Below are 21,258 nucleotides of genomic sequence, written 5' to 3'. Positions count from 1 at the left end.
TCCTAATCGTTCAGGGCGACAATCGCTTCGATTTCCACCGTGATATTGCCCGGCAAGGAACCGAAGCCGACGGCTGAACGCGCATGTTGGCCGGCAGCGCCAAATACTTCGATGAAAAGATCGGAGCAGCCATTGATGACATTGGGGTGCAGTTCGAAATCTGGCACGGCATTGACCATACCCAATAGCTTCACGACCCGCTTGACACGGGAAAGGTCACCAAGCGCCTCGTGCATGACAGCCAGCAGATTGATACCCGTCAGACGGGCATCCTGATAAGCCTGATCCACGCCGATGTCGCCACCGACTTTACCCGCGCGCAAATGGCCGCTCTCTTCCCGCGGTCCTTGCCCCGAAAGATAGAGGATATTGCCTTCCCGAACATGCGTGACAAAATTCGCGATAGGCGGCGGCGGTGGCGGCAAAGTTATGCCAAGTGAAGCCAGCCGGTCGTAGGGAGAATGCTGTACTTCGGTCGTTTGGGGAGAATGAGACACGAATTTTCCTCATCATTTCGTCACGGGACGTTCCCGCAAATTCAATGCTGCGCCGACAGTTTCAGCGCCACGAATAGCCATGGCTATGGCGAACGAGTTTGCGCGCACGCGGTATATAGCGGCTGGCCGTAATGGCCTCGGCACCGATGACGGCGTAGCGGGGTTCAAATAGCCTGTTCAGGCGAGACACATCGCCATTGGAATCCGTCGCTTCCAAGTCGGCGTCAACCAGATCAAAGATCGTGAAATCAGCACGTTGCCCAACCGACAGCCGGTTTTCCATCGAGAGCTTAATCACCGACGCCGGATTATGTGTGACGGCTTCGATGACATTTTCAAACGGCATGTTGACCGACAGCAGTTTGGACATGGTTGTCGCCAGATCCCAAACAGGGAAGTTCATCGAATGGCCATGCAAGTCCGTCGAGATCGAAAATGGAAGGAGACCGCGTTCAATTGCCGCTTCGGCGACCTTGAACGAGAAGGATGCCCCACCATGGCCTATATCCAGCCGGATGCCCTCGCCTGCGCAGCGTTCCGCGAGGTTGAAGAGGTCTTCGTCTTCCATGATGCTGGAGCCGGATTTTCCGTTGAAGCAATGTGTGACCACATCGCCTGGCCCAAGGATTTCCAGAACTTCGTCGTAGAGCGCCGGCGGTTCGCCCACATGCACCATCATGGGCACTTTGAGTATCTTGGCGATCTTCTTGCCAAGCTTGACCGGCGTAACGCCCCATGACCCGGTTATGACGTGACTGGCCCTGACCTTGATCCCAACAATATGCTCGCTGTTGGCTGCGTAGCATTCGAGAATACGGTCGAGATCAATGTCCTTGATGTCTCGCAGTTCCGGAACCCGGTTGCAGGCAACAAGGCCGATTGAGCCGAGGTTGAGGAAGGCTTTGATCCGTTCCTTGGACGGCTCGATGATATATTCCCGGAAGCCATGGAAATTGGCCTCTCCTGCCGAACCGGCATCGACGAGCGTCGTCACTCCTCGTTCAGCGCCGCACTCTGAAGGGCGTATGGAAATATCCGTACCGCCATGCCAGATATGGACATGCAGGTCGACCCAACCCGGCGAAATCCAGGCTCCTTTGCCATCGACACGCTCCACATCGGCTGGTGCGTTCAACGACTTGCCGATGGCGCTGATACTACCGTCTTTTCCGACCAGAATATCGGTCATCGCGTCGGAGTGTTCCACCCCGAAGGCTACCGGTTTGACATTGGTGATAAGAAGCGGCTTCGCCTGTTCACCGGAAATCATATTACAAATCCCTTCGCAGTCTTGGATCGAGCATGTCGCGTAGTCCATCCCCCACCATCTGGAGCGAGAGAACAGAAAGAATGATGGCGAAGCCGGGGAAGTAGGTCATCCAGTCGGCCTGACCGATATATTGGCGTCCTGCCGCAATCATGGTTCCCCAGGTTGGAATCTCGGGGCTTACGCCGAGACCAAGGAAAGAGAGCCCCGCTTCGGCGAGCATTGCGCTCGCAAAAAGGAAAGTGCACTGCACGATGATGGGTGAGATCAGATTTCTCAGCACGTGCCGCGTCATGATGTGGAATGTCGAAATTCCAAGCGATTGGGCCGCTTCGACATAGGGCAGCTCACGGATCACCAGCGTTGAGGCGCGCACAATGCGCGCCAGCCTCGGTGCGTAAACAACAGACAGCGCAACGATGACCGTCGCCAGCGACGGACCGAGCGCCGCGACCAGCGCAATGGCCAGCAGAATATCGGGGAATGCCATCATCGCGTCGATCAGGCGAGCGATCGGCGTATCCAGACGCTGAAAGAAGCCTGCAAGCAATCCGAGCGTAACCCCTATGATCGCCGACAGGACAACGACCGCCGCGCCCACCATAAGTGACAGCCGTCCGGCATAGATCGTGCGTGAAAAGACATCGCGCCCGAACTCGTCCGTACCGAACCAGAACATCTCGCTCGGTGGCTTGAGCCGGTTGACGATAGAAAGCTTCGACGGTGAATAAGGCGCGATCCAGGGTGCCAGCAGCGCGAGGATAGCGAAGACGGCAAGCACAATGATGCCTGCCGCCACCGTCTTGCGTTTGAACAGCCGACGGATGAACAAAGCGCGTTCCGAAGGGGCTTTTTGCGTGGTCGTAACAAGATCGGCCATCAGTAGCGAACCCTCGGATCTACGAACAGATAGAGCATGTCGATGATGAAATTGATCAGGACATAGAGCCCCGCGATGACGAGCAGCGCGCCCTGAATTACCGGGTAATCCCGTCGAAGGACCGCAGACACGACAAGATTGCCAACCCCCGGCAGGCCGAACACAGTCTCCGTCACCACAGCGCCGGAGATCAGAACGGCTGCGGTGAGACCGACGACTGTGAGGATAGGGATAAGCGCATTCTTCAATGCGTGCTTCATGATCACGCGCCGCTCGATCAACCCCTTTGCGCGCGCCGTGCGGATGTAATCGTCACCAAGAACATCAAGCATTGAGGCGCGCGTGAAACGCAGGATCAGAGCGGAGGAAACCAGCCCCAGCGCGATGGCTGGCAGGATCAGATGGTACATTCGATCGATGAAGCTCGAACCCGGCCCGCCATAGCCGGATACCGGAAACAGGTTCAGCCGGACGGCAAAAAACTGCATGAGGATGAGACCGAGCCAGAAGCTCGGTATGCTCGCTGCAAGCATAGCAACCGTTGTCGCCGCCTGATCGACAAAGGAACCGCGCCGATAAGCTGCATAAACTCCAACCGGCAGGGCAATGATGCAGGCAATCAGAAGCGAAAGAACGGTCAGAAAGAAGGTCGGCTCAGCCCGGTCGAGCAATGCTGCACCAACCGGCATGTTGAGGAAGATCGACTGGCCGAGATCGCCCTTCAGTAGCTGACCGATGTAGTAGAAGTATTGGATGACCAGCGACTGATCGAGTCCGAGTCGAGCGCGCAGATCGGCAATGTCCTGCGCCGATGCGTCCGGCCCAAGCATGACGGCGGCAGGATCGCCGGGCGTCACACGAACGATCACGAATACGATCGTTACGACCAGAAACATGACGACAGCCATGCCGACAAACCGCTGAAGGATGTAGCGCACCATGCGATCAGATTCTCCAGGTTGAACCATTCAGCGAATGCCGACCGTAAGGACGGCATTCGCCTTGCCGGAAGTTACTTCTTCAACGAAGCATTCCAGAAGTAAGGCCACGGCGCTGGCTCGACGCCCTCCAGCTTGGTGGACATCGCTGCAACGGCATTGAAGTCGCCGATCTTGATCAGGGGCAGTTCGTCATAGATGGTCTTCTGAACGTCCGCCCACAGCGCAACGCGCTTTTCCGGATTGGATTCGGACGTGAAAGCATCGACGACGGTTTTACGCGCTGGCGTGTCCCACCAACCCGGCGAACTGGTCGACAGAGAGCCCATCAAAGCAGGCTCGGGCAGGAAGGGGCTGTGCGTTATGTAGATATCCCAGAGCTTGGGATCTGCGCGGCGCTGTGTCAGCGTCGCCCAATCGACAACCTGCAAATCCACTGTAAAACCGGCAAGTTTCAGATATTCGGCAGCCACCTGCGCCATCTTGTAATGGAACTCGTACTGGCGGCTGGTCAGAATACGCAGCGGCTCGCCGTTGTAGCCGGCCGCCTTCAATTCTTCCGCTGCAGCTTCCGGCTGGGCCACATTGTAGTTCCCTTCGACGCCAGCTTCTGTATTCCAGACAAAATTGGACGGATAGAAAGCGCCGTCCAATGCATAGAATTCCGTGCTGCCAAATGCCGCTGCAAGCATGTCTTCCATGCTCAGCGCATGTGTCACGGCCTTTCGGACCGGCAGTTTCGACGCCACACCTTCCTTGGTGTTGAAAACAAAGACAGGATAGCCGAAGGGCTTGAGAAGCAATGGCTGGGAAGCTGTCGAAGACTTGATCTTGTCAAATGATTCAACCGGAATGGAATCGACATAATCATACTGTCCGGAAACCGCTGCCTCGACACGGGTGTTAGCATCCGGGACTGACACGAAACGGATTTCGTCTAGATATTGATGGCGTGCGCCACCGTAACCATCACTCTCACCGTCGCGCGACTTGTATCCGTCGAAACGCACGAGCTGAATATACTGATCAGCCTTTCGCTCCTTGAGCATATAGGGACCGGTACCGATAAATTCATTCATCGGCTCAGCCTGTTTTTCTGACGGTATGATGATCGCCGCAGAGTTGTTGAAGGCAAGCAGAGAGGTCAATGGCGCATAAGGCTGCTTGAGCGTTATCGTCACTGTGGCCGGATCGGTCGCCGCGATATTATCGATAAAGGCCGACGCCTGCTTTCCGCGCGAAGCGAGCTTCGTCCAGCGCTCCAGCGACGCAACCACGTCTTCCGACGTCATGTCGCTACCGTCATGGAACTTGATGCCGGAACGCAGCTTGATCGTATAGGTTTTTCCATCCGCGCTGATTTCAGGCAGGCTTTCTGCCAGCAATGGCGTCGGCTTCCATTCCTTGTCGAACGTATAGAGCGTTTCGAAGATATGCTGCGTGACGATACCCACAAGATCGGCAGTGGATACCATCGGGTCAAGCGTCGGCGGCTCGCCAATGGTCGCGACATTGATGACACCACCCTTGTCCTGAGCCAGCGAAACGCCGGGACTGAAGATCATGGCAGAAGCCAGAAGGAGTGCAAATTTGATCCGCAAGGCAGAACCCCCATTTTTGATTTGTTCCACAATTATGTTATATAGGCTTTTATAAAAGAATAACCGAGAACTTGGAGGTGTCAATCCATCAAAGCACATCGACTGGAAATCTTCCGTCGATAACGATGGAATGCTCATACTATGTGGGCATTTCGGATTTTATGGGTGGCAGCACCAAAGCTGTGTCGATATGAGTGCGCCATGACACGCAAAGGCCAGGGCTATCTCTTCACACTTCTCGCGGTTACCATTTTTGCAACGCAGGATGGTATTTCGAAGTATCTTGGCACCCATTATTCGCCGATCCTCATAACGATGATCCGCTATTGGGTCTTTGCAGCCTTCGTCCTCCTGCTTGCAATCCGCTCCGGAGGCATTGCCAAGGCCGCAGCAACGAAACGTCCCTTTTTACAGGTTTTTCGCGGCATCCTGCTTGCTGCTGAAATCGTTACATTCATATTCGCCCTCAGTCGCGCGGGCATGGCAACGGCACAATCGATCTTTCAGGGCGCACCGCTATTGGTGACCATGCTCTCCGTGCCCTTCCTTGGCGAAAAGGTTGGCTGGAGACGTTGGACTGCAATTATTGTCGGGTTGATCGGTGTTCTGCTGATTATCAATCCAGTGAACGCGACATTCGACGCAAGCCTGCTTCTGCCCGTGGCGGCGATGATCATGTTCGCCGTTTACGCGGTTGCGACACGCGCCGTCAGCAAGAGCGACGATGCCATGACCAGCTTCTTCTACACCGGCATAGCAGGCGCTGTTGCCCTCACATTTGTCGGCAGTTTCTATCTCATGCCTATTGCCAGAAGCGACTGGCTCTGGATGGCAGCCCTTTGTGCCTGCGGTATCGCAAGCCATTATTTCCTCATCCGTGCCTACAACATTCTGGAGGCAGGAGAAGTACAACCGCTTACCTATCTGCAGCTCGTTATCGGCGCGTGTATCGCAGTCACAGTGTTCCACGAGCAATTGACATGGAACATCATTGCCGGTGCGGTCATCGTCGTCAGCGCCGGATTGTTCTCGGTCTTCCGCGAGCGGCAGCTTGGCAAAAGAAATCCACCCGCGCTTGGATAGGTTTCAATTCTCAATGCCTGATATACTGACGAGTCAGAGATTTCGAGTACTTTCCATCAAATCGGCTCCAATCACTGACCCAACGACAGGGCTCACTGGCTTGACAAATTAAACTTGATAATTTAATTCATGTTTTGACCTCTACTGGTCGCGTAGACTTCCAGCCGGCGCTTGACCTATTGAGAGCGCCGGTCTTTTTATGTCTTGTGCAAAACAAGCGCGGTCGAGTGGAACAGTTATGACGCAGCCAATAAGCTATATCGAAACCGATTGCGCGATTGCGGGCGGTGGGCCAGCAGGAATGATGCTGGGACTTTTGCTTGCACGCGCTGGTGTGAACGTGACCGTTCTCGAAAAGCATCCAGATTTTCTGCGTGATTTTCGCGGGGACACAATTCACCCGTCCACGCTTCAAGTCATGCATGAACTCGGCTTGCTGGACGGTCTTCTCGACTTGCCCCATACCAAGGCGTATCGGCTACATGCGGAGATTGGCGGCAAGGACATTACGATAGCCGATTTTTCGAGAATTCCCGCTCAGTGTCGTTTCATCGCTTTCATGCCGCAATGGGAATTTCTGAATTACATTGCACGCGAAGCTGCGAAATATTCAAACTTCAGGCTCCTTATGCCTGCAAGTGTGATCAATCTGACCGAGAAGGACGGAAGTGTCACCGGCCTCGTCGCGACAACACCAGCTGAAACCATAAATATCAATGCCAAACTTGTTGTGGGTGCGGACGGAAGAAACTCCGTGGTGCGCACAAAAGCCGGTCTGGAGGTCGAAAGTTTTGGCTCGCCAAGCGAAATTCTCTGGATGAAGCTGTCGCACGCTCCCAATGACCCACCCTATACGATGGGCCATGGCGGCCCTCGACAGGGTTTCGTCATGATCGATCGCGGTGACTACTGGCAATGCGGTTATGTACTCCGCAAACAGACCTTTGCCGATGTCAGGCAGGGAGGACTCGATGCATTCCGCAAGGCAGTTGCAGAAGTCTCTCCATTGCCTCCTGACCGAATGAACGAAATAGGCACATGGGATGACATTCATCTCTTGAGCGTACGCATCGACCGACTTAGAACGTGGTGGAAACCGGGGCTTCTGTGTATCGGCGATGCCGCCCATGCCATGTCGCCAATTGGTGGCTTTGGGGTCAATCTCGCCATTCAGGATGCTGTTGCAGCAGCCAATATTCTGGCCGCTCCGCTCAGGGATAACCAAACTTTGGAACCGTATCTCCTAGCAGTCGAAGCCCGACGTCGCTTTCCCACAAAGGCAACGCAGAAACTGCAACTGATGATGCGCAGTGATCGTCGCAAGCGTGAAACGAACAATACCAGACGCGATGAGCCACCCGCCTTTATGCGTCACCTCGCACGCTGGCCCATTCTTGCACATCTTGCGGGCAGGTTGATCGGTGTCGGCTTCCGCCCGGAGCATGTCAGGAACAACTGAACGGCTGAGTTTCAGTCCATATCGTCAAGTTCGTCGTGAATACCGGCGACGATCTCAAGTCGCTGTTGCGCCGATTTCCCCGCATATGAAGCATAGGTCAACGCCAGAAGCCGGATGGCGCTGCTGACGGCGGTATAAGATGCGCCCAATCCGATACTGTCTACATGACACGGAAGAACAACACGCGCGTAACGCTGTGCCTCAAAAACAGATCCTCGGTCCGTAATGGTCACGATATTCAACCGGCTCGTCACGGCATAACCCAGAATTTGTTTCAGCAATGCCCGATGCGGTGGCAATGTGATCAGCAGCAACACATCCTTCGGACCAGTCATGGCCAGATCCTCAGCCCATGACCCCTGGTTGATGCCCAGGAGCATCACGCTGTGGCGCAGCCTTGAAAACAGAAGCCGCGCGTAGCGCGCAAACCCTTCCTCGTCACCAAGCCCGATCACCCAGACACGCGGTGCTTCTGCAATAAGTTCGGCAGCTTCGCGCATCTTGTCGGAGCGAAGCGCCTCGAACGTCCGGGTAATATTGGCGATCTCCAGATCGAGATGTGCGCTGATGGTACGCACCAGCGGCACTTCTTCGTCAACCGTACTCGAATATTCAAAAGGTTCGGTACGGTTACGCTCCTCACGCGCCTGAAGTTTCACTTCATTGAAATCGGCATAGCCCAGATGTTGAAAGAAGCGAGCTGTGGTCGCCTTGGATACGCCGGCCATCTCCGCGATTTCGGTAGCGGAATGAATCAGAATGTCGTCCTCGCGCTCGAGAACGAGCTGCGCGATTTTCTGCTCGCCTGCCGTGAGCTTTGCGTAGCGCTCCTGTATGCGCAGTACCAGACGTGAAGCCATGTGCGTTTATTCCGAATCTCTCTGTGCACTAAAAAAGCTTATCATCGCCTCTTGCAATACTGAAACATTTGTTTCATTGATAGTGAAACATTGAAATTCATGGATTCTCCATGGCGTATTCCCGCAATACACGGCAGCGCATCTGGGATCGGCTGAAAGACGTCGCGCGCCCTGATGCACGCTTCCACTTCAAATTCTCGGAATTCATACCGGACTTTGAAGGAGTAGAGGCAGCTACGGATCGCTTGCTGGCGATTGAAGGGATTGCGAAAGCCAAATTGGTTTTTGTGACGCCAGATAATTCCATGATCGAGTTGCGCCGTCGCCTGATCATGTCGGGTACACCATTCATCATGCCGACCTACGGCATGCAGCGCGGCTTTCTCCTGCTCGAACCGGGATCCGTTCCCCCGGGGTTGGAGAAAGCCGCAGCCTGGCTTGATGGAATGGAACATTTCGGTCGATCGGTCAGTCTAGAAGACCTGACCCATATCGGTCGTTTTGATGTCATTGCGACTGGCGCATCCGCTGTTTCCATCGATGGAGTCCGTTTTGGCAAAGGCCATGCGTTCTTCGATCTGGAATGGGGCATGTTCACCGATCTGGGACTTGCCGACGAGCAGTCTCTGATTGTGGCAGCCGTGCATGACGTACAGATCGTGGAAGAGCGCCTCAACGTATCGGAGAACGATATTGCTCTCGACTTCATTGCCACGCCCAGCCGCCTGATCGAGATAACGCGCAACCGTCGCAGGCCGCGCGGTATTCGCTGGAACGACGTTTCAGCCGAAGACATCCAGTCCATCCCGCCGCTGCGTGAGCTTGCGCGCATGCGCGGCATTGCCTGACAGTTCAGCACCAAAAGGAAAATTCAATGAATATTGCCCTGGATCGCCGTCGTTTTCTCGGACTGATGGGCGCCGCAGCCGCTCTGCCAGCCATGAGCCGTTTTGCCTCTGCGGATACACCATTCAACTTTCAGGCTTCCTGGATCAATGACGCGGAATTCAGCGGTTATTTCATTGCAGTAGACAAGGGTTTCTATCGCGAAGAAGGCCTCGACCTGAACTATATCTCCGGTGGCCCCGACGTCATTCCGGAAAGCACGATCATTGCGGGCAAGGCCGATCTGACCCTCACCACCCCCGACACGACGATCAAGGCAATCGTCGAACAGGGTGCGCCTTTCAAGATCATCGGCGCCCAGTATCAGAAGAACCCAATCGGTATTATTTCGCTGGCCAAGAACCCGATCAGGGAGCCAAAGGACCTGATCGGCAAAACGCTGGCTGTACCGCCGGTCAACGTCATCTCGGTTGAAGCCATGCTGAAGATTTCGGGCATAGAGCCTTCTCAAGTCAACATCGTTCCTTACGCTTATGATCCGACGCCGCTCATCAAGGGTGAAATCGACGCTTCACTCGATTTTACGACCAATGTTCCTTTCACCATCAAGCAGGCTGGCGAAGAAGCAGTTTCCTTCCTGCTCTATGATTTTGGCTTTACGATCTTCAACGATACGGTTGTCGTTACGGAAGAAACACTCAAGACAAAGCGCAAGGATCTCGTTGCTTTCCTTCGCGCAAGCCGCAAGGGCTGGGATGAAAACCTCAAGGACCCGGCAGCCTACCCACCAAAATTTGCCGACAGCTGGTTCAAGGGCACCGGCCGCTCGATCGAAAACGAAGTCTATTTCAACACGGCGCAGAAGCCGCTGATCGAGACGCCGAATGGTGTATTCTCCATGAGCGAAGAAGCCATCGAGAACACGATCAAGGCGCTCGGTACGATTGGCATCGCCGCCAAGCGCGATCATTTCGACACAACGCTTCTTGAAGAGATTTGATGCCTGATATGTCCGGGATCAAACTTGAAAATGTGACGCGCTCCTTTTCGGGGCGCGGCACGAATGTAATTGCACTATCCGATGTCTCGCTCGAATGCCCCACCGGCTCGTTCACTGCACTCATAGGACCGTCCGGTTGTGGCAAGTCGACCATGTTGCGGTTGGCACTCGGTCTCGATCAGCCTGATAACGGCTCGATTTCAGTCATGGGCAAAAGCCCTGTAGAGGCCGCAACGGTCGGACTGACCGGTGTGGCTTTTCAGGATGCAGCGCTCATGCCATGGCGCAATGTCGAAGACAATATTGCCTTGCCGTTGGATGTGCTTGGCCTGTCTCGTTCAGCAAAGACCGACCGGATTGCCGAATTGATCGCCCTTGTTGGCCTCAAAGGCTTCGAAAAAGCACTTCCGGGTGAGCTTTCCGGCGGCATGCGCCAGCGTGTGGCAATTGCCCGCTCTCTGGTCACCGATCCGCGCGTTCTGTTTCTTGACGAGCCTTTCGGCGCACTCGACCAGATATTGCGCCGCCAGATGAACATTGAGCTTCAACGCATATGGCTTGAAAGCAAGGCCACCACCCTGCTTGTCACCCATGGCATAGACGAAGCGGTTTTCCTCGCCGACCGGATCGTGGTGATGCACAGTCGCCCCGGACGCATCGCGAAGATCATCAATATTCCGCTGGAACGCCCACGCAGCCCCGAAATATTCAGCACATCGCAATTCCATGCGCTGGAGGACGCTGTCGCGGAGGCTTTGCATGGCTGACATGAAGCCATCAACCCATCTCTCCACCTTGCGCAACTGGGTTATTCTTCTTGCAGTCTGGGAGATTTGTGGCCGCTTTTCCCTGATTGCAGACGGCGCCTTGCCAGCACCTTCGGCGGTCCTGGCCCGTCTGTGGATCGACCGTGCCGATTATCCAGCTCATATACTAGCGACGCTTCAGGGCGCCGGTGCTGGCTTTGTCATCGGAAACCTTGTTGCCGTAGCTGCAGGCATTCTGTTCGCCCTCTTTCCAGCTGCCGCAAAACTGGGTCGGGGCGTCAACATCGCGATTTTTGCACTGCCTCCAATTGCCATCTCGCCTATTCTGGTTCTGACTTTTTCAGGAATGACGCCGCGTATCACGCTGGCGGCACTTGGTTGTTATTTCATCACCATGGCCGCCACCATGACTGGCATCAGCCAGACGGACCGCCGTATGGTGGATATTGTTCGTGCCTATGGTGGCAGCCGATGGAAAGTGCTGCGTCTGGCCCAATTGCGATCCGCTCTGCCGTCAATCCTTGCCGGTATGCGTATTGCCGCTCCCAATGCGGTTCTAGGCTCCATTCTGGCTGAGTTTGGCGGCGGTGGGCGTTTCGGTCTCGGCGCCTATCTGATCGGTTCTCTCGGGCGAGCAGAACCGACCCGGCTCTGGGGTATAGGTCTGTGCGCTACCTTGCTCGCAGGATTGGCCTATGCGCTCTTTTCCATTCTTGCAAAAATGCTGACTGGCAGCACCAAGGCCATCACCGTCCCAGCCAACGCTCCAAACACTGCCCCGCGCGGCTCTCGCGGCCTAAACTTTATTCTCGTCTTTTGTTCGATCGCGCTTCCGTTCGTCTTGTGGTGGCTGCTGCTCGTTTTCATGGGAACACCGGCCATGATCGCCAAGACACCAGCCGGACTGTTCGACTATCTTTTCCTCGCTCCGTCCGCAGCTCCCGCACAGGCAAAATTGCTGACAGCGCTTTCACAGACTTTACCGCTTACCTTTCTTGGCATGGCAGCAGGCATCCTTTTCGCCTTTGCCCTCGCCATCGCCTCAGTCGCCAAGCCTGCCATCGTGCGCGGCTTCATGCCTGTCGCCCTTGTCACGCAGACAATGCCACTCGTTGCCCTGACACCCCTGCTCGTTTTGTTATTGGGACGCGGCCCGTCCGTCATCCTCTGGATTACGGTCTCAGTCACATTCTTCCCTGCCTTCGTGACTATGGCTCAGGGCATGGCACTGGTTCCTCGTGCCGCACTGGATGTGCCCCGCGCCTATGGCGCCAGCATCTGGGCACAAATCCGTCTGGTATCCGTGCCCGCCTCCCTGCCCTATCTCTTCGCTGCCATCCGCCTTGCCGTACCGCGCGCTTTGCTCGGCGTCATGATTGCAGAATGGCTGGCAACGGGTACGGGGCTCGGAAACCTTCTCAACCAGTCACGCGGCTATCTCGACTACGGCATGATCTGGGCCGTTGCCGTGGTGTCCGTGATGCTGTCCGTCATTTTCTATCAAATCGTAGCCCTCTGCGAGCGCCAGGTGCTCGCACGCCGAGGCATGAGCCCGGCAGACTAGAATGCAAGGAGTCCCCATGGAAATCACCGATCACAAAGCTTCCGTTCGCGAACGTGTGTGGAGCGAGTTGCGCAAGGTGGCCGTCCCGGATAGCCGTTTCCATTTCGACTTCGGCGAGTTCATCGCAGATTTTGAAGGTGGAGAGGATGCGGTAGCCCGGCTGACAAGCCATCATTATTATCAGAATGCAGATTTCATCTTCATTACGCCCGATAATTGTCTCGACCGCCTGCGTCTTCAGGCTTTGAAAGACGGCAAGACCGTTCTGATAACCACATATTCCATCAAGCGCGGCTTCTGGGTTCTCGATCCGAAGCTGATTTCGCCGGATTATTATCTTTACGCCTCGACGCTCGACGGCATGGAGCGTGTGGGACAGCCGGTCACGCTGAAAGATATCTCGGCTATGCCGGTCGTCGATTACATGGTCACCGGCACCGGCGCGATCAATCTCGAGGGCGTACGCTTCGGCAAAGGGCATGGCTTCTTCGATGCCGAATGGGGCATGCTTTACCGTCTGGGCCGTATCACCGCAGCGACGCCTGCCGCCGCTGTCGTACACGACTGTCAGGTTCTGAGCGAAAAGCTCACGCCGGATGTCTATGACACCGTCGCGGACGTGATTTTCACGCCCACCCGCACAATAGAGGTGAAGGATCCGCACAAGCCAACCTGTGGCATCATCTGGGACCGTCTCGACCCGATCATGTACGAAACGATCCCTCCGCTTCAGGAATTGAAGGCTATGGGCCTCTAGGTGTGTTCTTCCAAAAACTAAAAAGCCGGATGCAGTAAATGCATCCGGCTTTTTAGTTTGGTTAGCCTGAGATCGTTACACGCCGGTCACGAGTTTCAGCGCGATAGACCACATCGTAACGGCAATGATGCCTTCAAGAACGCGCCATGACGACGGGCGGGCAAAGATCGGGCGCAGCCAGCGGGCACCGAAGCCAAGCGAAAAGAAAAACACGAAGGATGCAGTGATAGCACCCGCCGCGAACGACGTTTCCAAACCGGGAAACTGCGTAGAAATCGTTCCGAGCAGCACGACAGTATCCAGATAGACATGCGGATTGAGCCAAGTCAGTGCCAGACAAGTAGCGAGCGTCTTGGTGAGGCTCACGGACGCCCCGTTCGCAGTGGCCAGAACCGCTGACGAGGTGAAAGCGGAGTAAAGGCTTCGCGCACCATACCAGATCAGAAAAGCTGCACCGCCATATCGCATGATGGGATCGAGCGCAGGCATGATGGCAGCGATCTTCTGGAAGCTTGTCACACCTATCAGGATCAGGATGGCATCCGATACGGCACAAGCGAGGCTGACGGCGAACACATGCTCATCGCGTAAACCCTGCCGCAGAACGAAAGCGTTTTGTGCACCAATCGCGACAATGAGGGTGAGGCCCATGGTAAAGCCGGTTACGTAGATTGAAGTGTTCATAAATGGTCGCCATCTGGGAGTAAGTTGGCACTTGGATACCAAATGCTAGATGATTAGAATAATTAAACTTAATAACTTCAGTTTAGGAATTCTAATGATCGACTATTCCGCCTTGAGAGCAGTGGCGATGGTGGTTCAGACGGGCAGTTTTGAGAAAGCCGCACGAGCGTTGAACGTCACTCCGTCAGCAATCTCACAACGCGTCAAACATCTCGAAGAGCGGCTTGGCGCAGTACTCATTGAGCGAGGCTCTCCTTGCACGGCGACCGAAAAAGGAGACTGGTTGTGCCGGCATATCGAGCAGGTAGGCATGCTCGAACGCGAACTTCTGGCAGAGTTGCCTGGACTGTCCGGAAGCGAGAATACTGCACAGCGCGTAACGCTTCATATAGCGACCAACGCCGATAGTCTGGGCACGTGGTTTCTGAAAGCAATCTCGCATTTCAGCACGACAGCGGAATATCTTTTCAACATTGCGGTCGACGATCAGGATCACACTGCCGAATGGCTGCAGCGCGGGCGTGTCGTAGCCGCCGTGACTTCTTTATCAAAGCCAGTTCAAGGCTGTCGTCTAACCCCGCTTGGTATCCTTCAATATCGCGCCACGGCATCACCGGAATTCGCCGCTCGCCACTTTCCAGACGGAATAACCCACGATGCTATTGCCAAAGCTCCGGCACTGACGTTCAACCAAAAGGACAGATTGCAGGATCAGTGGGTGCGCACTGCCCTCCGAACCGACATAGCATGCCCGACACATTGGCTTCCCTCAACACAGGCTTTTGTCGAGGCAAGCCTGTCAGGCATGGGATGGGGGATGAATCCGGTGCAGTTGGTCGGTGACTATTTGCAGTCGGGCAAACTGGTCGAACTCATCCCGGATACGCCGCTGGATATTCCCCTGTTCTGGCAGGTCAACCGCCTTGCGGCCGACAGGCTCGCAAGCCTGACACAGACGGTTTTGACGACGGCACGACAGGAGCTTGCGCCTATCTCAAACAAATGAGGAAAGCCGCCAATTCGAAAAACACATGGAAACAATGGGATAAAGCAATATTTTCTGTACCAGTGCCGTCAATCACCATCTGTTTTCTTGAACGTGAACAGCGATTGAGCGATGCATGTTGCATGAAGCTCCTGTTCCTCATCGTGGCGCTGATCGCCCTTGCCTTTCTCGGCTGCTATTTGCAGATGTTTTTTGCCGTGCCGTAAACACGCAACAATCTTGATCTGCCGAGAACACACGCTATGAGTGTTCAGGAAAGCTCAACCCTACAAGGAAAGGGCAGGATCAATGATCCTGCCCCGTTTGTGCAACGCCTGCTGCCTCTTCACAGACTCTGACATGTTCAGCCAGTGCCTCAAGCTGCAGGAAAGCGCTTATGGTACAGATATCCCGCTTCTGAAACTTTGGAAGCTCCTGAAGCTCCTTCAATCTGGTGAGAAGTGCACCGCGGTTCATGGTTTTCCCTCCATCTTTCTGGCTATCCGCAAGACTGGTGTTAGAATGCATTTCGATCCGATTGAATCAGATCGGCGCTCTAACCTTTTCTATTGTAAGCATAATCTTATCGACCTTCGTTTCACTCCGGTCGGATTGTGCTTTAATCAGGCTGCCCGCACCTTCGCTTTTGTTTTCAACGGAAGCTCGATATCGACTTCGAGCGTCGACATCTGGTCACCCCGATCCATTTTCACGCTGACCTTGTCGCGATCAATCTGGATATGCTTGGCGATAACGGCGAGAATTTCCTCCCGCAATACCGCAACAAGATCGGAATGTTCGTGTGACGCCCTTTCATGGGCGAGCAGAACCTGCAACCGTTCGCGCGCTTGCGGCGCGGAAGCAGGCTTGCTGAAGAAACGAAACAGGCTCATGCCGCTCTCCTTCCGAAAAGTTTACCCAGAAGGCCGCGCTTTTCGGATGGAACAGTCATCGGCACTTCTTCGCCGGCGAGGCGGCGGGCTGCGTCGAGATAAGCCAATGCAGGCGCACTGCGCTGATCGGCGAGCGTTACTGGGGAACCAATATTGGATGCCCGCAGAACGTCCTGGCTTTCCGGAATGATACCCAGAAGCGGAATGGACAGAATTTCGAGAACGTCATCAACCTTCAGCATGTCGCCGCGCTCGGCACGTACCGGGTCATAACGGGTCAGCAAGAGATGCTTTTCCACACGTTCGCCACGTTCGGCCTTGAGTGTCTTGGCATCCAGCAGACCGATGATACGGTCGGAATCGCGCACAGATGACACTTCAGGATTCGTGACAACCACAGCCATATCCGCATGACGCATGGCGAGTGTGGCACCGCGTTCGATCCCGGCGGGGCTATCGCAAATGATCCAGTCGAACTCTTTCTTGAGATCTTCCATGACGCGGTCGACGCCATCAGTGGTCAGGTTATCCTTATCGCGCGTCTGGGAGGCAGGCAGCAGATACAGTGTCTCAAGGCGCTTGTCGCGGATCAAAGCCTGCGGAAGCTTTGCGTCACCCTGAATGACATTAACCAGATCGAACACGACGCGACGTTCAGCCCCCATGACGAGGTCAAGGTTACGCAGACCAACATCGAAGTCGATAACGACTGTCTTCTCGCCGCGTTGCGCCAGCGCAGCGCCGATTGCAGCGGTTGATGTCGTTTTGCCAACGCCACCCTTACCGGAAGTTACAACAATCACTTTTGCCATATTTGTCTCCTGTATCTCCCGCGCGCCTCCAGAGCATTCGTTACCCGGGATATGAAATGCTCTGCTTTTCTTTTTCAGCACTCAAAAGTGCCCTGACAATTTGTCTGGACCAGCATTTTCCCAAGGCTGTTCGGCCGTTTGGGAAACATGCTAGTTTAGCGTTTCGGCCATCATGTAATCGCCGTCGAGCCAGAGCTGGACTGCCTGTCCGCGCAATCGGCTCTCCATGTCTTCGGCCGTCTTGTAAAGACCGTCGATTGCAACGAGTTCTGCCTCCATCTTGCGACAGAAAATGCGCGCATCGGCATTTCCGGCTGTCCCAGCCATCGCACGACCGCGCAGCGCGCCATAAACGTGGATCGAGCCACCAGCCACCACTTCCGCACCAGACGCTACAGAACCAACAATCGTTACATCGCCGTCCGGAAAGTAGACCGACTGACCAGACCGTACCGGCTCGGTAACCACCATGGACGGAACGGCCTTGACGAGTTGTACCGATGCGGGTGCCACCGGAGTGCGCTCCTGCGACTTCGGTTCTGTGATCTCCGGGTCGAAATCTGCGGCAGGTTGTCCGCCACGCATCGCTGGCGGCATGCCTGGCCCCAGCAGAGAGGGCCGCGCATTTTCAAAGCCCGTGATCCAGACACCACGTTTAACCAAATCCTCAAGCAATTGAACCAATTGCGGACGCTCGATCGAAACGTTCTCCAGATCGAGAACGATCGGGCGATTCAGAAAAAAACCCACGGAACGGGCTGCAAGATCGTCCAGCTTGTCGAGCCAGCCATCGAGCGGCAGTTCAGGCGAGAGTACCAGCGCAAGAAAGGATCTCCCTTTCAAACGGATTGGACGAGACTGTGTTAGCACTTGATTCATCTTGGTTAAAAAACGGTTTATCCGGTCTATATGTGCAATGGTTAACAGATGGTTAATTTCTGAAGCCAGAACGCCCCCATTGCTGGAGCGGCCGGTCCCTTTTGACGATCAAAGCATAACTATCGACGAGGCATTAGCCTCCAGACACAGAACGCAACATTGTGCCCACCTGAACAGCCGAAAGCGCCTCCAGCCTGGAAACGACTCAGCTTATTCTTGACTGTAAACGGATTTCAGGATCGATAATCATCGTTTCTTCACCCATCCACAGAAGACAGCGCAGAAAATATAAAATTAATTTCCAATCAAATATGACGCTACGTAATGTATTATAATTTTATAATATATTTTTATTTGGTCAAAAATCAGAATAACTTGTAGCAAGTGGAAAGCCGCCGAACCTTATCCGATTCTTTTTAAAGTATATTTCTTCTAATTGTTCCGGAATTGCAGGTCAACTAAATCAGTTTCTGGTATTGTCGACACTGCGTCAAGAATTCCATGAACAACCTGCGCCATGAGGAATCTTCACACGCCCTATCAGCCAACCTAGCCGACGCAGCAAATGAGTATAACCCAACGAAGCAACAGCGATCTTTCTGATCGCTTTCATTCCTCTTCGAACGCAGCTTTATTCAGTGGGAAGAATCCCTGACGGAAACACTGAAATATAAATCTTCTGGAAGGTTCCGCTCAAAGGAACCGCCTCGCGTTTGGGCGGGGGGCTTAGGGGCGCGAGGCGGGCGAGCTCTCAGGAGTGCACGCACAGGGAAAATGGAACGTTAGCTCCGATTCTGGAACTAACAATACGTTCCAGCCTGAAAAATTACGTGAGTAGAATATAGAAAAGCCCACAACGCTTGGGAGGAGGAGAACGTTGTGGGCTTAATCTGTAAGCGCGATTGGGAGGAGGAGTATCGCGCTTTGGGTCCGGTTCTTGGGAGGAGGAGTGAACCGGACGTTTTTTTAATAACCCGTTCGGCCGGCCTACTCAATCAACAAGCTTGCATTGCTGATATGCACTTTCAACAGATCCAAATGAAAACCGCCTCGCAGCGAATGAACGCGCTGAGGCGGCATATCTCCCCCGAAAGCCCCCAATCGAAGAAGATAGAAGAACTTACTCACAGCTTTGACGAAAATAAATAGACAATCTGCATGCACACTTGAAAATCTGGTGAACAATATCAGCCAATGGTTGAGAAACCTATCTCAACGAACTTTTCCGCGTCTGCAACCGTTCGACTAAACACTATTAAAGATCGGGTATAGTTCAGTCCTGCAGTGCAATTAAAATGCTCTTGTACCGGATGGAACCTGAATGACTATCACCCAATAACCCTACACAAATTTCAGTATTTTCTGAAAGTTATAGAGTTTTATTAAGGGGTTGCTTTCTCCATGAGCACGGTTATTGTTCCTCTCACTTGGAGGAGGGAGTACCGCCCCAGCGCGCTAGACCGCTGCGGGGCGGTTTCTTTTTTAGCTACCCAAAAATGCATATCTGCATTGCAGCGTTGCCCCTTGTAAGCAGCGGCCCTTATTCCTATCTTGGGCTTGTTCGGTTTTACTCCTCCTCCCAAAAACCGAACCCAAAGCGCGATACTCCTCCTCCCAATCGCGCTTTATAGATCCGCCCACTGCACATTCCTCCTCCCAGTGCAGTGGGCGCTCTCTTTTCTGGAAAGCTCTTCACACATATCGGAAATTTGTGCCCAATCAGGTGACCCTGTGGCTATTTCAGTAGTTTTAAGGGTTTGCAGGTAATTTCTGCGCGTGATGCACGAGGGAGCGGGGTTCCATGTTCTTCAGCACGACCTTCAAATCGGCCAGACCGACGCTGCTATGCGCGCCTATGCTCTGGCTAGGTTTTGTTCTCGTTCTGCTGATCGCGCTTCTGTCATTCAGGCTCAATGCCCCCATTGGGCCAATGTACTGGGACAGCTACATCTACTTCGACGCAGCCCAGCGCATAAGAATGGACCAGATTCCCGGTGTAGACTTTTCCACGCCTGTCGGACCGCTTGGCTACTATCTTTTTGCATGGGGACACTCCCTGTTCCCACAGGCACAACCGCTTTTGCTCGTTCAATGGTCAATATTGGTCGTTGCAGCCCCTCTGATGGCATGGGTACTGACAGAGCTTCCCCCCCATAATCGAATAACCGGATTTCTGATCCTTGTTCCATTTCTGGTTTTCGCAATCTTTCCGGCCAATACACAAAGCTTTTATCCCTACCCCGGACTGGATGGGTTTGGCATTTATAACCGCCATACATCGCTTTTGCTCTACGTGCTGATGTGCGGATTGCTGTTTATGCGAAACGGCGCAAAGCTCGCGCTGTTTTGTGCGGCAGTGATGCTCGCCTTGTTTTTGATGAAGGTCACGGGCTTTCTTGCAGGTGGACTGTTCGGGCTTGCGGCACTTCTCGCTGGACGAATCTCTATACGCAACGTTCTGCTGGCCGCCGCCATTACCGTTGCATTTCTGTTCGTCCTTGAATTGTACAATGGGATTATCGGCGGATATATTCGCGATATCGCCTCATTGATCGCCCTGAACGAAGAAGCCCTGCTGCCGCGTTTCCTGACCGTCATATCGTTGAAGCTGGACGTCATTCTGCCAGCGACGATCCTTGTTCTCATTCTTTTCTGGAATGAACAGTTCCATTCCGGCAAACACAATCGCTTTTTCGACCGGAGTTCGGTCTGGCTCGCCGTTGGGCTTCTGGGTGGCATCATCCTTGAGACACAGAACACCGGAAGTCAGGAATTCATATTCCTTTGGCCCATCCTGCTTATGATTTTTCAGCGGATAAAAGCCGGCACCGAGAAGCTCAAAATCGCCTTCGTCGTGCTCGCTGCCTTCTGTGCCCTCCCGACATTCACCAAGGTTGCGCACCGTACCCTGCGCGCCGTTGCCGTAGCCCCGACTTATGTGCAACCGTCCTTCCCGGAACTGAAGAACCTCGGGCAGGTGTTGACCCGGCCCGATTTCCTGCAACGGGCAGAGCTTTTCGAAACCCACTACCCGGAAAACAATGCAGCCTATGACGCGCTGGCAGCGCAAGGCCAACTACCTAGCTGGCAGCTTTATTCGGAAATCGATTTCCAGGTCTACTGGCTCGTTTCTGCAAACCGGATGGTGAAGGATCTGAAATCCTTCGAGACCCGGAATAACGTTCGCCTGCAAAGCATCATGTCGCTTGACTTCGTCAATCCGTTTGCATGGATATTGGATCGCGATGCGACACGGCATATCCAGATCGGCGCCGACCCCTTCCGCACTGTCCCGGCGTTATCCAAGGAAACGAAGGCTGCCGTAGAAGCAACAGACGGCATATTGCGCCCGAAATGTCCGACGACGACCAATCGTCTTGCCTTGCAGAAAATATATGCCGAAGCACTGCAGGATCGCGCCGTCGTCGCTTTGAACCCCTGTTGGGATTTGCTGCTTCGCCCCGGCTTTATTCCGTAATCAGAAAC

20 protein-coding genes are annotated in these 21,258 nt (G+C 54.2%); 9 read left to right on the top strand and 11 right to left on the bottom strand.

Annotated elements, in window-relative coordinates:
* Positions 1–2: 2 nt before the first annotated feature.
* From FG152_RS10890 to FG152_RS10870, 5 genes are all read right to left on the bottom strand, one after another.
* Positions 3–497, bottom strand: a complete 495-nt coding sequence (locus FG152_RS10890) for a RidA family protein (RefSeq protein WP_036577528.1) — start codon at positions 495–497, stop codon at positions 3–5.
* Between the two features lie 61 nt (positions 498–558).
* Complete coding sequence (locus tag FG152_RS10885) at positions 559–1,767, bottom strand: amidohydrolase/deacetylase family metallohydrolase (RefSeq protein WP_036577526.1); 1,209 nt, start codon at positions 1,765–1,767, stop codon at positions 559–561.
* A gap of 1 nt (position 1,768) precedes the next feature.
* Positions 1,769–2,644 carry an ABC transporter permease gene (locus FG152_RS10880; RefSeq protein WP_010660950.1) on the bottom strand — a complete coding sequence of 292 codons (876 nt, stop codon included), beginning with the start codon at positions 2,642–2,644 and terminating at the stop codon, positions 1,769–1,771.
* Complete coding sequence (locus FG152_RS10875) at positions 2,644–3,585, bottom strand: ABC transporter permease (protein WP_010660949.1); 942 nt, start codon at positions 3,583–3,585, stop codon at positions 2,644–2,646. The genes FG152_RS10880 and FG152_RS10875 overlap by 1 nt, the downstream gene beginning before the upstream one ends.
* A 71-nt stretch (positions 3,586–3,656) precedes the next feature.
* Positions 3,657–5,147, bottom strand: a complete 1,491-nt coding sequence (locus tag FG152_RS10870; protein ID WP_373418748.1) for an ABC transporter substrate-binding protein — start codon at positions 5,145–5,147, stop codon at positions 3,657–3,659.
* A 237-nt stretch (positions 5,148–5,384) separates the two neighbouring features.
* Between FG152_RS10870 and FG152_RS10865 the strand changes: the two genes are divergently transcribed.
* Positions 5,385–6,266: a DMT family transporter gene (locus FG152_RS10865; RefSeq protein ID WP_036577523.1), complete on the top strand. Its 882-nt coding sequence runs from the start codon at positions 5,385–5,387 to the stop codon at positions 6,264–6,266.
* Between the two features lie 238 nt (positions 6,267–6,504).
* Positions 6,505–7,725 (top strand): FAD-dependent oxidoreductase, encoded by a 1,221-nt coding sequence (locus tag FG152_RS10860; RefSeq protein ID WP_036579075.1) that lies wholly within the window; start codon positions 6,505–6,507, stop codon positions 7,723–7,725.
* 11 nt (positions 7,726–7,736) lie between these two features.
* Here FG152_RS10860 and FG152_RS10855 read toward each other — a convergent pair whose 3' ends face one another.
* A complete protein-coding gene (locus FG152_RS10855; protein WP_036579077.1) occupies positions 7,737–8,585 on the bottom strand; it encodes a MurR/RpiR family transcriptional regulator in 849 nt (282 codons plus the stop codon).
* A 110-nt stretch (positions 8,586–8,695) separates the two neighbouring features.
* On the opposite strand from FG152_RS10855, the gene FG152_RS10850 reads away from it, so the two are divergent.
* Genes FG152_RS10850 through FG152_RS10830 form a run of 5 tightly spaced genes read left to right on the top strand, consistent with a single transcriptional unit; the run spans position 8,696 to position 13,519 of the window.
* Complete coding sequence (locus tag FG152_RS10850; protein WP_010660944.1) at positions 8,696–9,433, top strand: 5-formyltetrahydrofolate cyclo-ligase; 738 nt, start codon at positions 8,696–8,698, stop codon at positions 9,431–9,433.
* 26 nt (positions 9,434–9,459) lie between these two features.
* Positions 9,460–10,431: an ABC transporter substrate-binding protein gene (locus FG152_RS10845; protein WP_010660943.1), complete on the top strand. Its 972-nt coding sequence runs from the start codon at positions 9,460–9,462 to the stop codon at positions 10,429–10,431.
* Complete coding sequence (locus tag FG152_RS10840; RefSeq protein ID WP_036579724.1) at positions 10,431–11,198, top strand: ABC transporter ATP-binding protein; 768 nt, start codon at positions 10,431–10,433, stop codon at positions 11,196–11,198. The genes FG152_RS10845 and FG152_RS10840 overlap by 1 nt, the downstream gene beginning before the upstream one ends.
* Complete coding sequence (locus FG152_RS10835) at positions 11,191–12,762, top strand: ABC transporter permease (RefSeq protein WP_036579720.1); 1,572 nt, start codon at positions 11,191–11,193, stop codon at positions 12,760–12,762. Before FG152_RS10840 ends, FG152_RS10835 begins: the two co-directional genes overlap by 8 nt.
* A 16-nt stretch (positions 12,763–12,778) precedes the next feature.
* Positions 12,779–13,519 carry a 5-formyltetrahydrofolate cyclo-ligase gene (locus tag FG152_RS10830; protein WP_036579718.1) on the top strand — a complete coding sequence of 247 codons (741 nt, stop codon included), beginning with the start codon at positions 12,779–12,781 and terminating at the stop codon, positions 13,517–13,519.
* A 75-nt stretch (positions 13,520–13,594) separates the two neighbouring features.
* Here the strand turns inward: FG152_RS10830 and FG152_RS10825 are convergent, their stop codons facing one another.
* Positions 13,595–14,203, bottom strand: a complete 609-nt coding sequence (locus tag FG152_RS10825) for a LysE/ArgO family amino acid transporter (RefSeq protein WP_036582113.1) — start codon at positions 14,201–14,203, stop codon at positions 13,595–13,597.
* Positions 14,204–14,297: 94 nt separating this feature from the next.
* Here FG152_RS10825 and FG152_RS10820 point away from each other — a divergent pair, with 94 nt between their 5' ends.
* Entirely contained in the window at positions 14,298–15,209 is a 912-nt protein-coding gene (locus FG152_RS10820; RefSeq protein WP_036582115.1) for a LysR family transcriptional regulator ArgP, read from the top strand.
* Positions 15,210–15,494: 285 nt separating this feature from the next.
* Here the strand turns inward: FG152_RS10820 and FG152_RS10815 are convergent, their stop codons facing one another.
* The 4 genes from FG152_RS10815 to minC all read right to left on the bottom strand — a co-directional run bounded on the left by FG152_RS10815 (position 15,495) and on the right by minC (position 17,772).
* Complete coding sequence (locus FG152_RS10815) at positions 15,495–15,665, bottom strand: hypothetical protein (RefSeq protein ID WP_010660937.1); 171 nt, start codon at positions 15,663–15,665, stop codon at positions 15,495–15,497.
* 146 nt (positions 15,666–15,811) lie between these two features.
* Positions 15,812–16,081: a cell division topological specificity factor MinE gene (minE, locus tag FG152_RS10810; RefSeq protein ID WP_006468449.1), complete on the bottom strand. Its 270-nt coding sequence runs from the start codon at positions 16,079–16,081 to the stop codon at positions 15,812–15,814.
* Positions 16,078–16,893 carry a septum site-determining protein MinD gene (gene minD, locus FG152_RS10805; protein WP_010660936.1) on the bottom strand — a complete coding sequence of 272 codons (816 nt, stop codon included), beginning with the start codon at positions 16,891–16,893 and terminating at the stop codon, positions 16,078–16,080. Before minD ends, minE begins: the two co-directional genes overlap by 4 nt.
* A gap of 150 nt (positions 16,894–17,043) precedes the next feature.
* Positions 17,044–17,772: a septum site-determining protein MinC gene (minC, locus tag FG152_RS10800; RefSeq protein ID WP_010660935.1), complete on the bottom strand. Its 729-nt coding sequence runs from the start codon at positions 17,770–17,772 to the stop codon at positions 17,044–17,046.
* Between the two features lie 1,801 nt (positions 17,773–19,573).
* Between minC and FG152_RS10795 the strand changes: the two genes are divergently transcribed.
* Positions 19,574–21,250: a hypothetical protein gene (locus tag FG152_RS10795; protein ID WP_010660933.1), complete on the top strand. Its 1,677-nt coding sequence runs from the start codon at positions 19,574–19,576 to the stop codon at positions 21,248–21,250.
* Positions 21,251–21,258: the final 8 nt, after the last annotated feature.

Source organism: Ochrobactrum sp. XJ1, assembly GCF_024701725.1.
Classification (GTDB): domain Bacteria; phylum Pseudomonadota; class Alphaproteobacteria; order Rhizobiales; family Rhizobiaceae; genus Brucella; species Brucella anthropi.
This window is presented reverse-complemented; position numbering and strand designations above follow the sequence as displayed.

Bases quoted from the DNA above. Each gene is read 5' to 3' on its own strand.
- FG152_RS10885 (WP_036577526.1), bottom strand. From the start codon at position 1,767: ATGATTTCCGGTGAACAGGCGAAGCCGCTTCTTATCACCAATGTCAAA.
- FG152_RS10880 (WP_010660950.1), bottom strand. From the start codon at position 2,644: ATGGCCGATCTTGTTACGACCACGCAAAAAGCCCCTTCGGAACGCGCT.
- FG152_RS10875 (WP_010660949.1), bottom strand. From the start codon at position 3,585: ATGGTGCGCTACATCCTTCAGCGGTTTGTCGGCATGGCTGTCGTCATG.
- FG152_RS10870 (WP_373418748.1), bottom strand. From the start codon at position 5,147: ATGATCTTCAGTCCCGGCGTTTCGCTGGCTCAGGACAAGGGTGGTGTC.
- FG152_RS10865 (WP_036577523.1), top strand. From the start codon at position 5,385: ATGACACGCAAAGGCCAGGGCTATCTCTTCACACTTCTCGCGGTTACC.
- FG152_RS10860 (WP_036579075.1), top strand. From the start codon at position 6,505: ATGACGCAGCCAATAAGCTATATCGAAACCGATTGCGCGATTGCGGGC.
- FG152_RS10855 (WP_036579077.1), bottom strand. From the start codon at position 8,585: ATGGCTTCACGTCTGGTACTGCGCATACAGGAGCGCTACGCAAAGCTC.
- FG152_RS10850 (WP_010660944.1), top strand. From the start codon at position 8,696: ATGGCGTATTCCCGCAATACACGGCAGCGCATCTGGGATCGGCTGAAA.
- FG152_RS10845 (WP_010660943.1), top strand. From the start codon at position 9,460: ATGAATATTGCCCTGGATCGCCGTCGTTTTCTCGGACTGATGGGCGCC.
- FG152_RS10840 (WP_036579724.1), top strand. From the start codon at position 10,431: ATGCCTGATATGTCCGGGATCAAACTTGAAAATGTGACGCGCTCCTTT.
- FG152_RS10835 (WP_036579720.1), top strand. From the start codon at position 11,191: ATGGCTGACATGAAGCCATCAACCCATCTCTCCACCTTGCGCAACTGG.
- FG152_RS10830 (WP_036579718.1), top strand. From the start codon at position 12,779: ATGGAAATCACCGATCACAAAGCTTCCGTTCGCGAACGTGTGTGGAGC.
- FG152_RS10825 (WP_036582113.1), bottom strand. From the start codon at position 14,203: ATGAACACTTCAATCTACGTAACCGGCTTTACCATGGGCCTCACCCTC.
- FG152_RS10820 (WP_036582115.1), top strand. From the start codon at position 14,298: ATGATCGACTATTCCGCCTTGAGAGCAGTGGCGATGGTGGTTCAGACG.
- FG152_RS10815 (WP_010660937.1), bottom strand. From the start codon at position 15,665: ATGAACCGCGGTGCACTTCTCACCAGATTGAAGGAGCTTCAGGAGCTT.
- minE (WP_006468449.1), bottom strand. From the start codon at position 16,081: ATGAGCCTGTTTCGTTTCTTCAGCAAGCCTGCTTCCGCGCCGCAAGCG.
- minD (WP_010660936.1), bottom strand. From the start codon at position 16,893: ATGGCAAAAGTGATTGTTGTAACTTCCGGTAAGGGTGGCGTTGGCAAA.
- minC (WP_010660935.1), bottom strand. From the start codon at position 17,772: ATGAATCAAGTGCTAACACAGTCTCGTCCAATCCGTTTGAAAGGGAGA.
- FG152_RS10795 (WP_010660933.1), top strand. From the start codon at position 19,574: ATGTTCTTCAGCACGACCTTCAAATCGGCCAGACCGACGCTGCTATGC.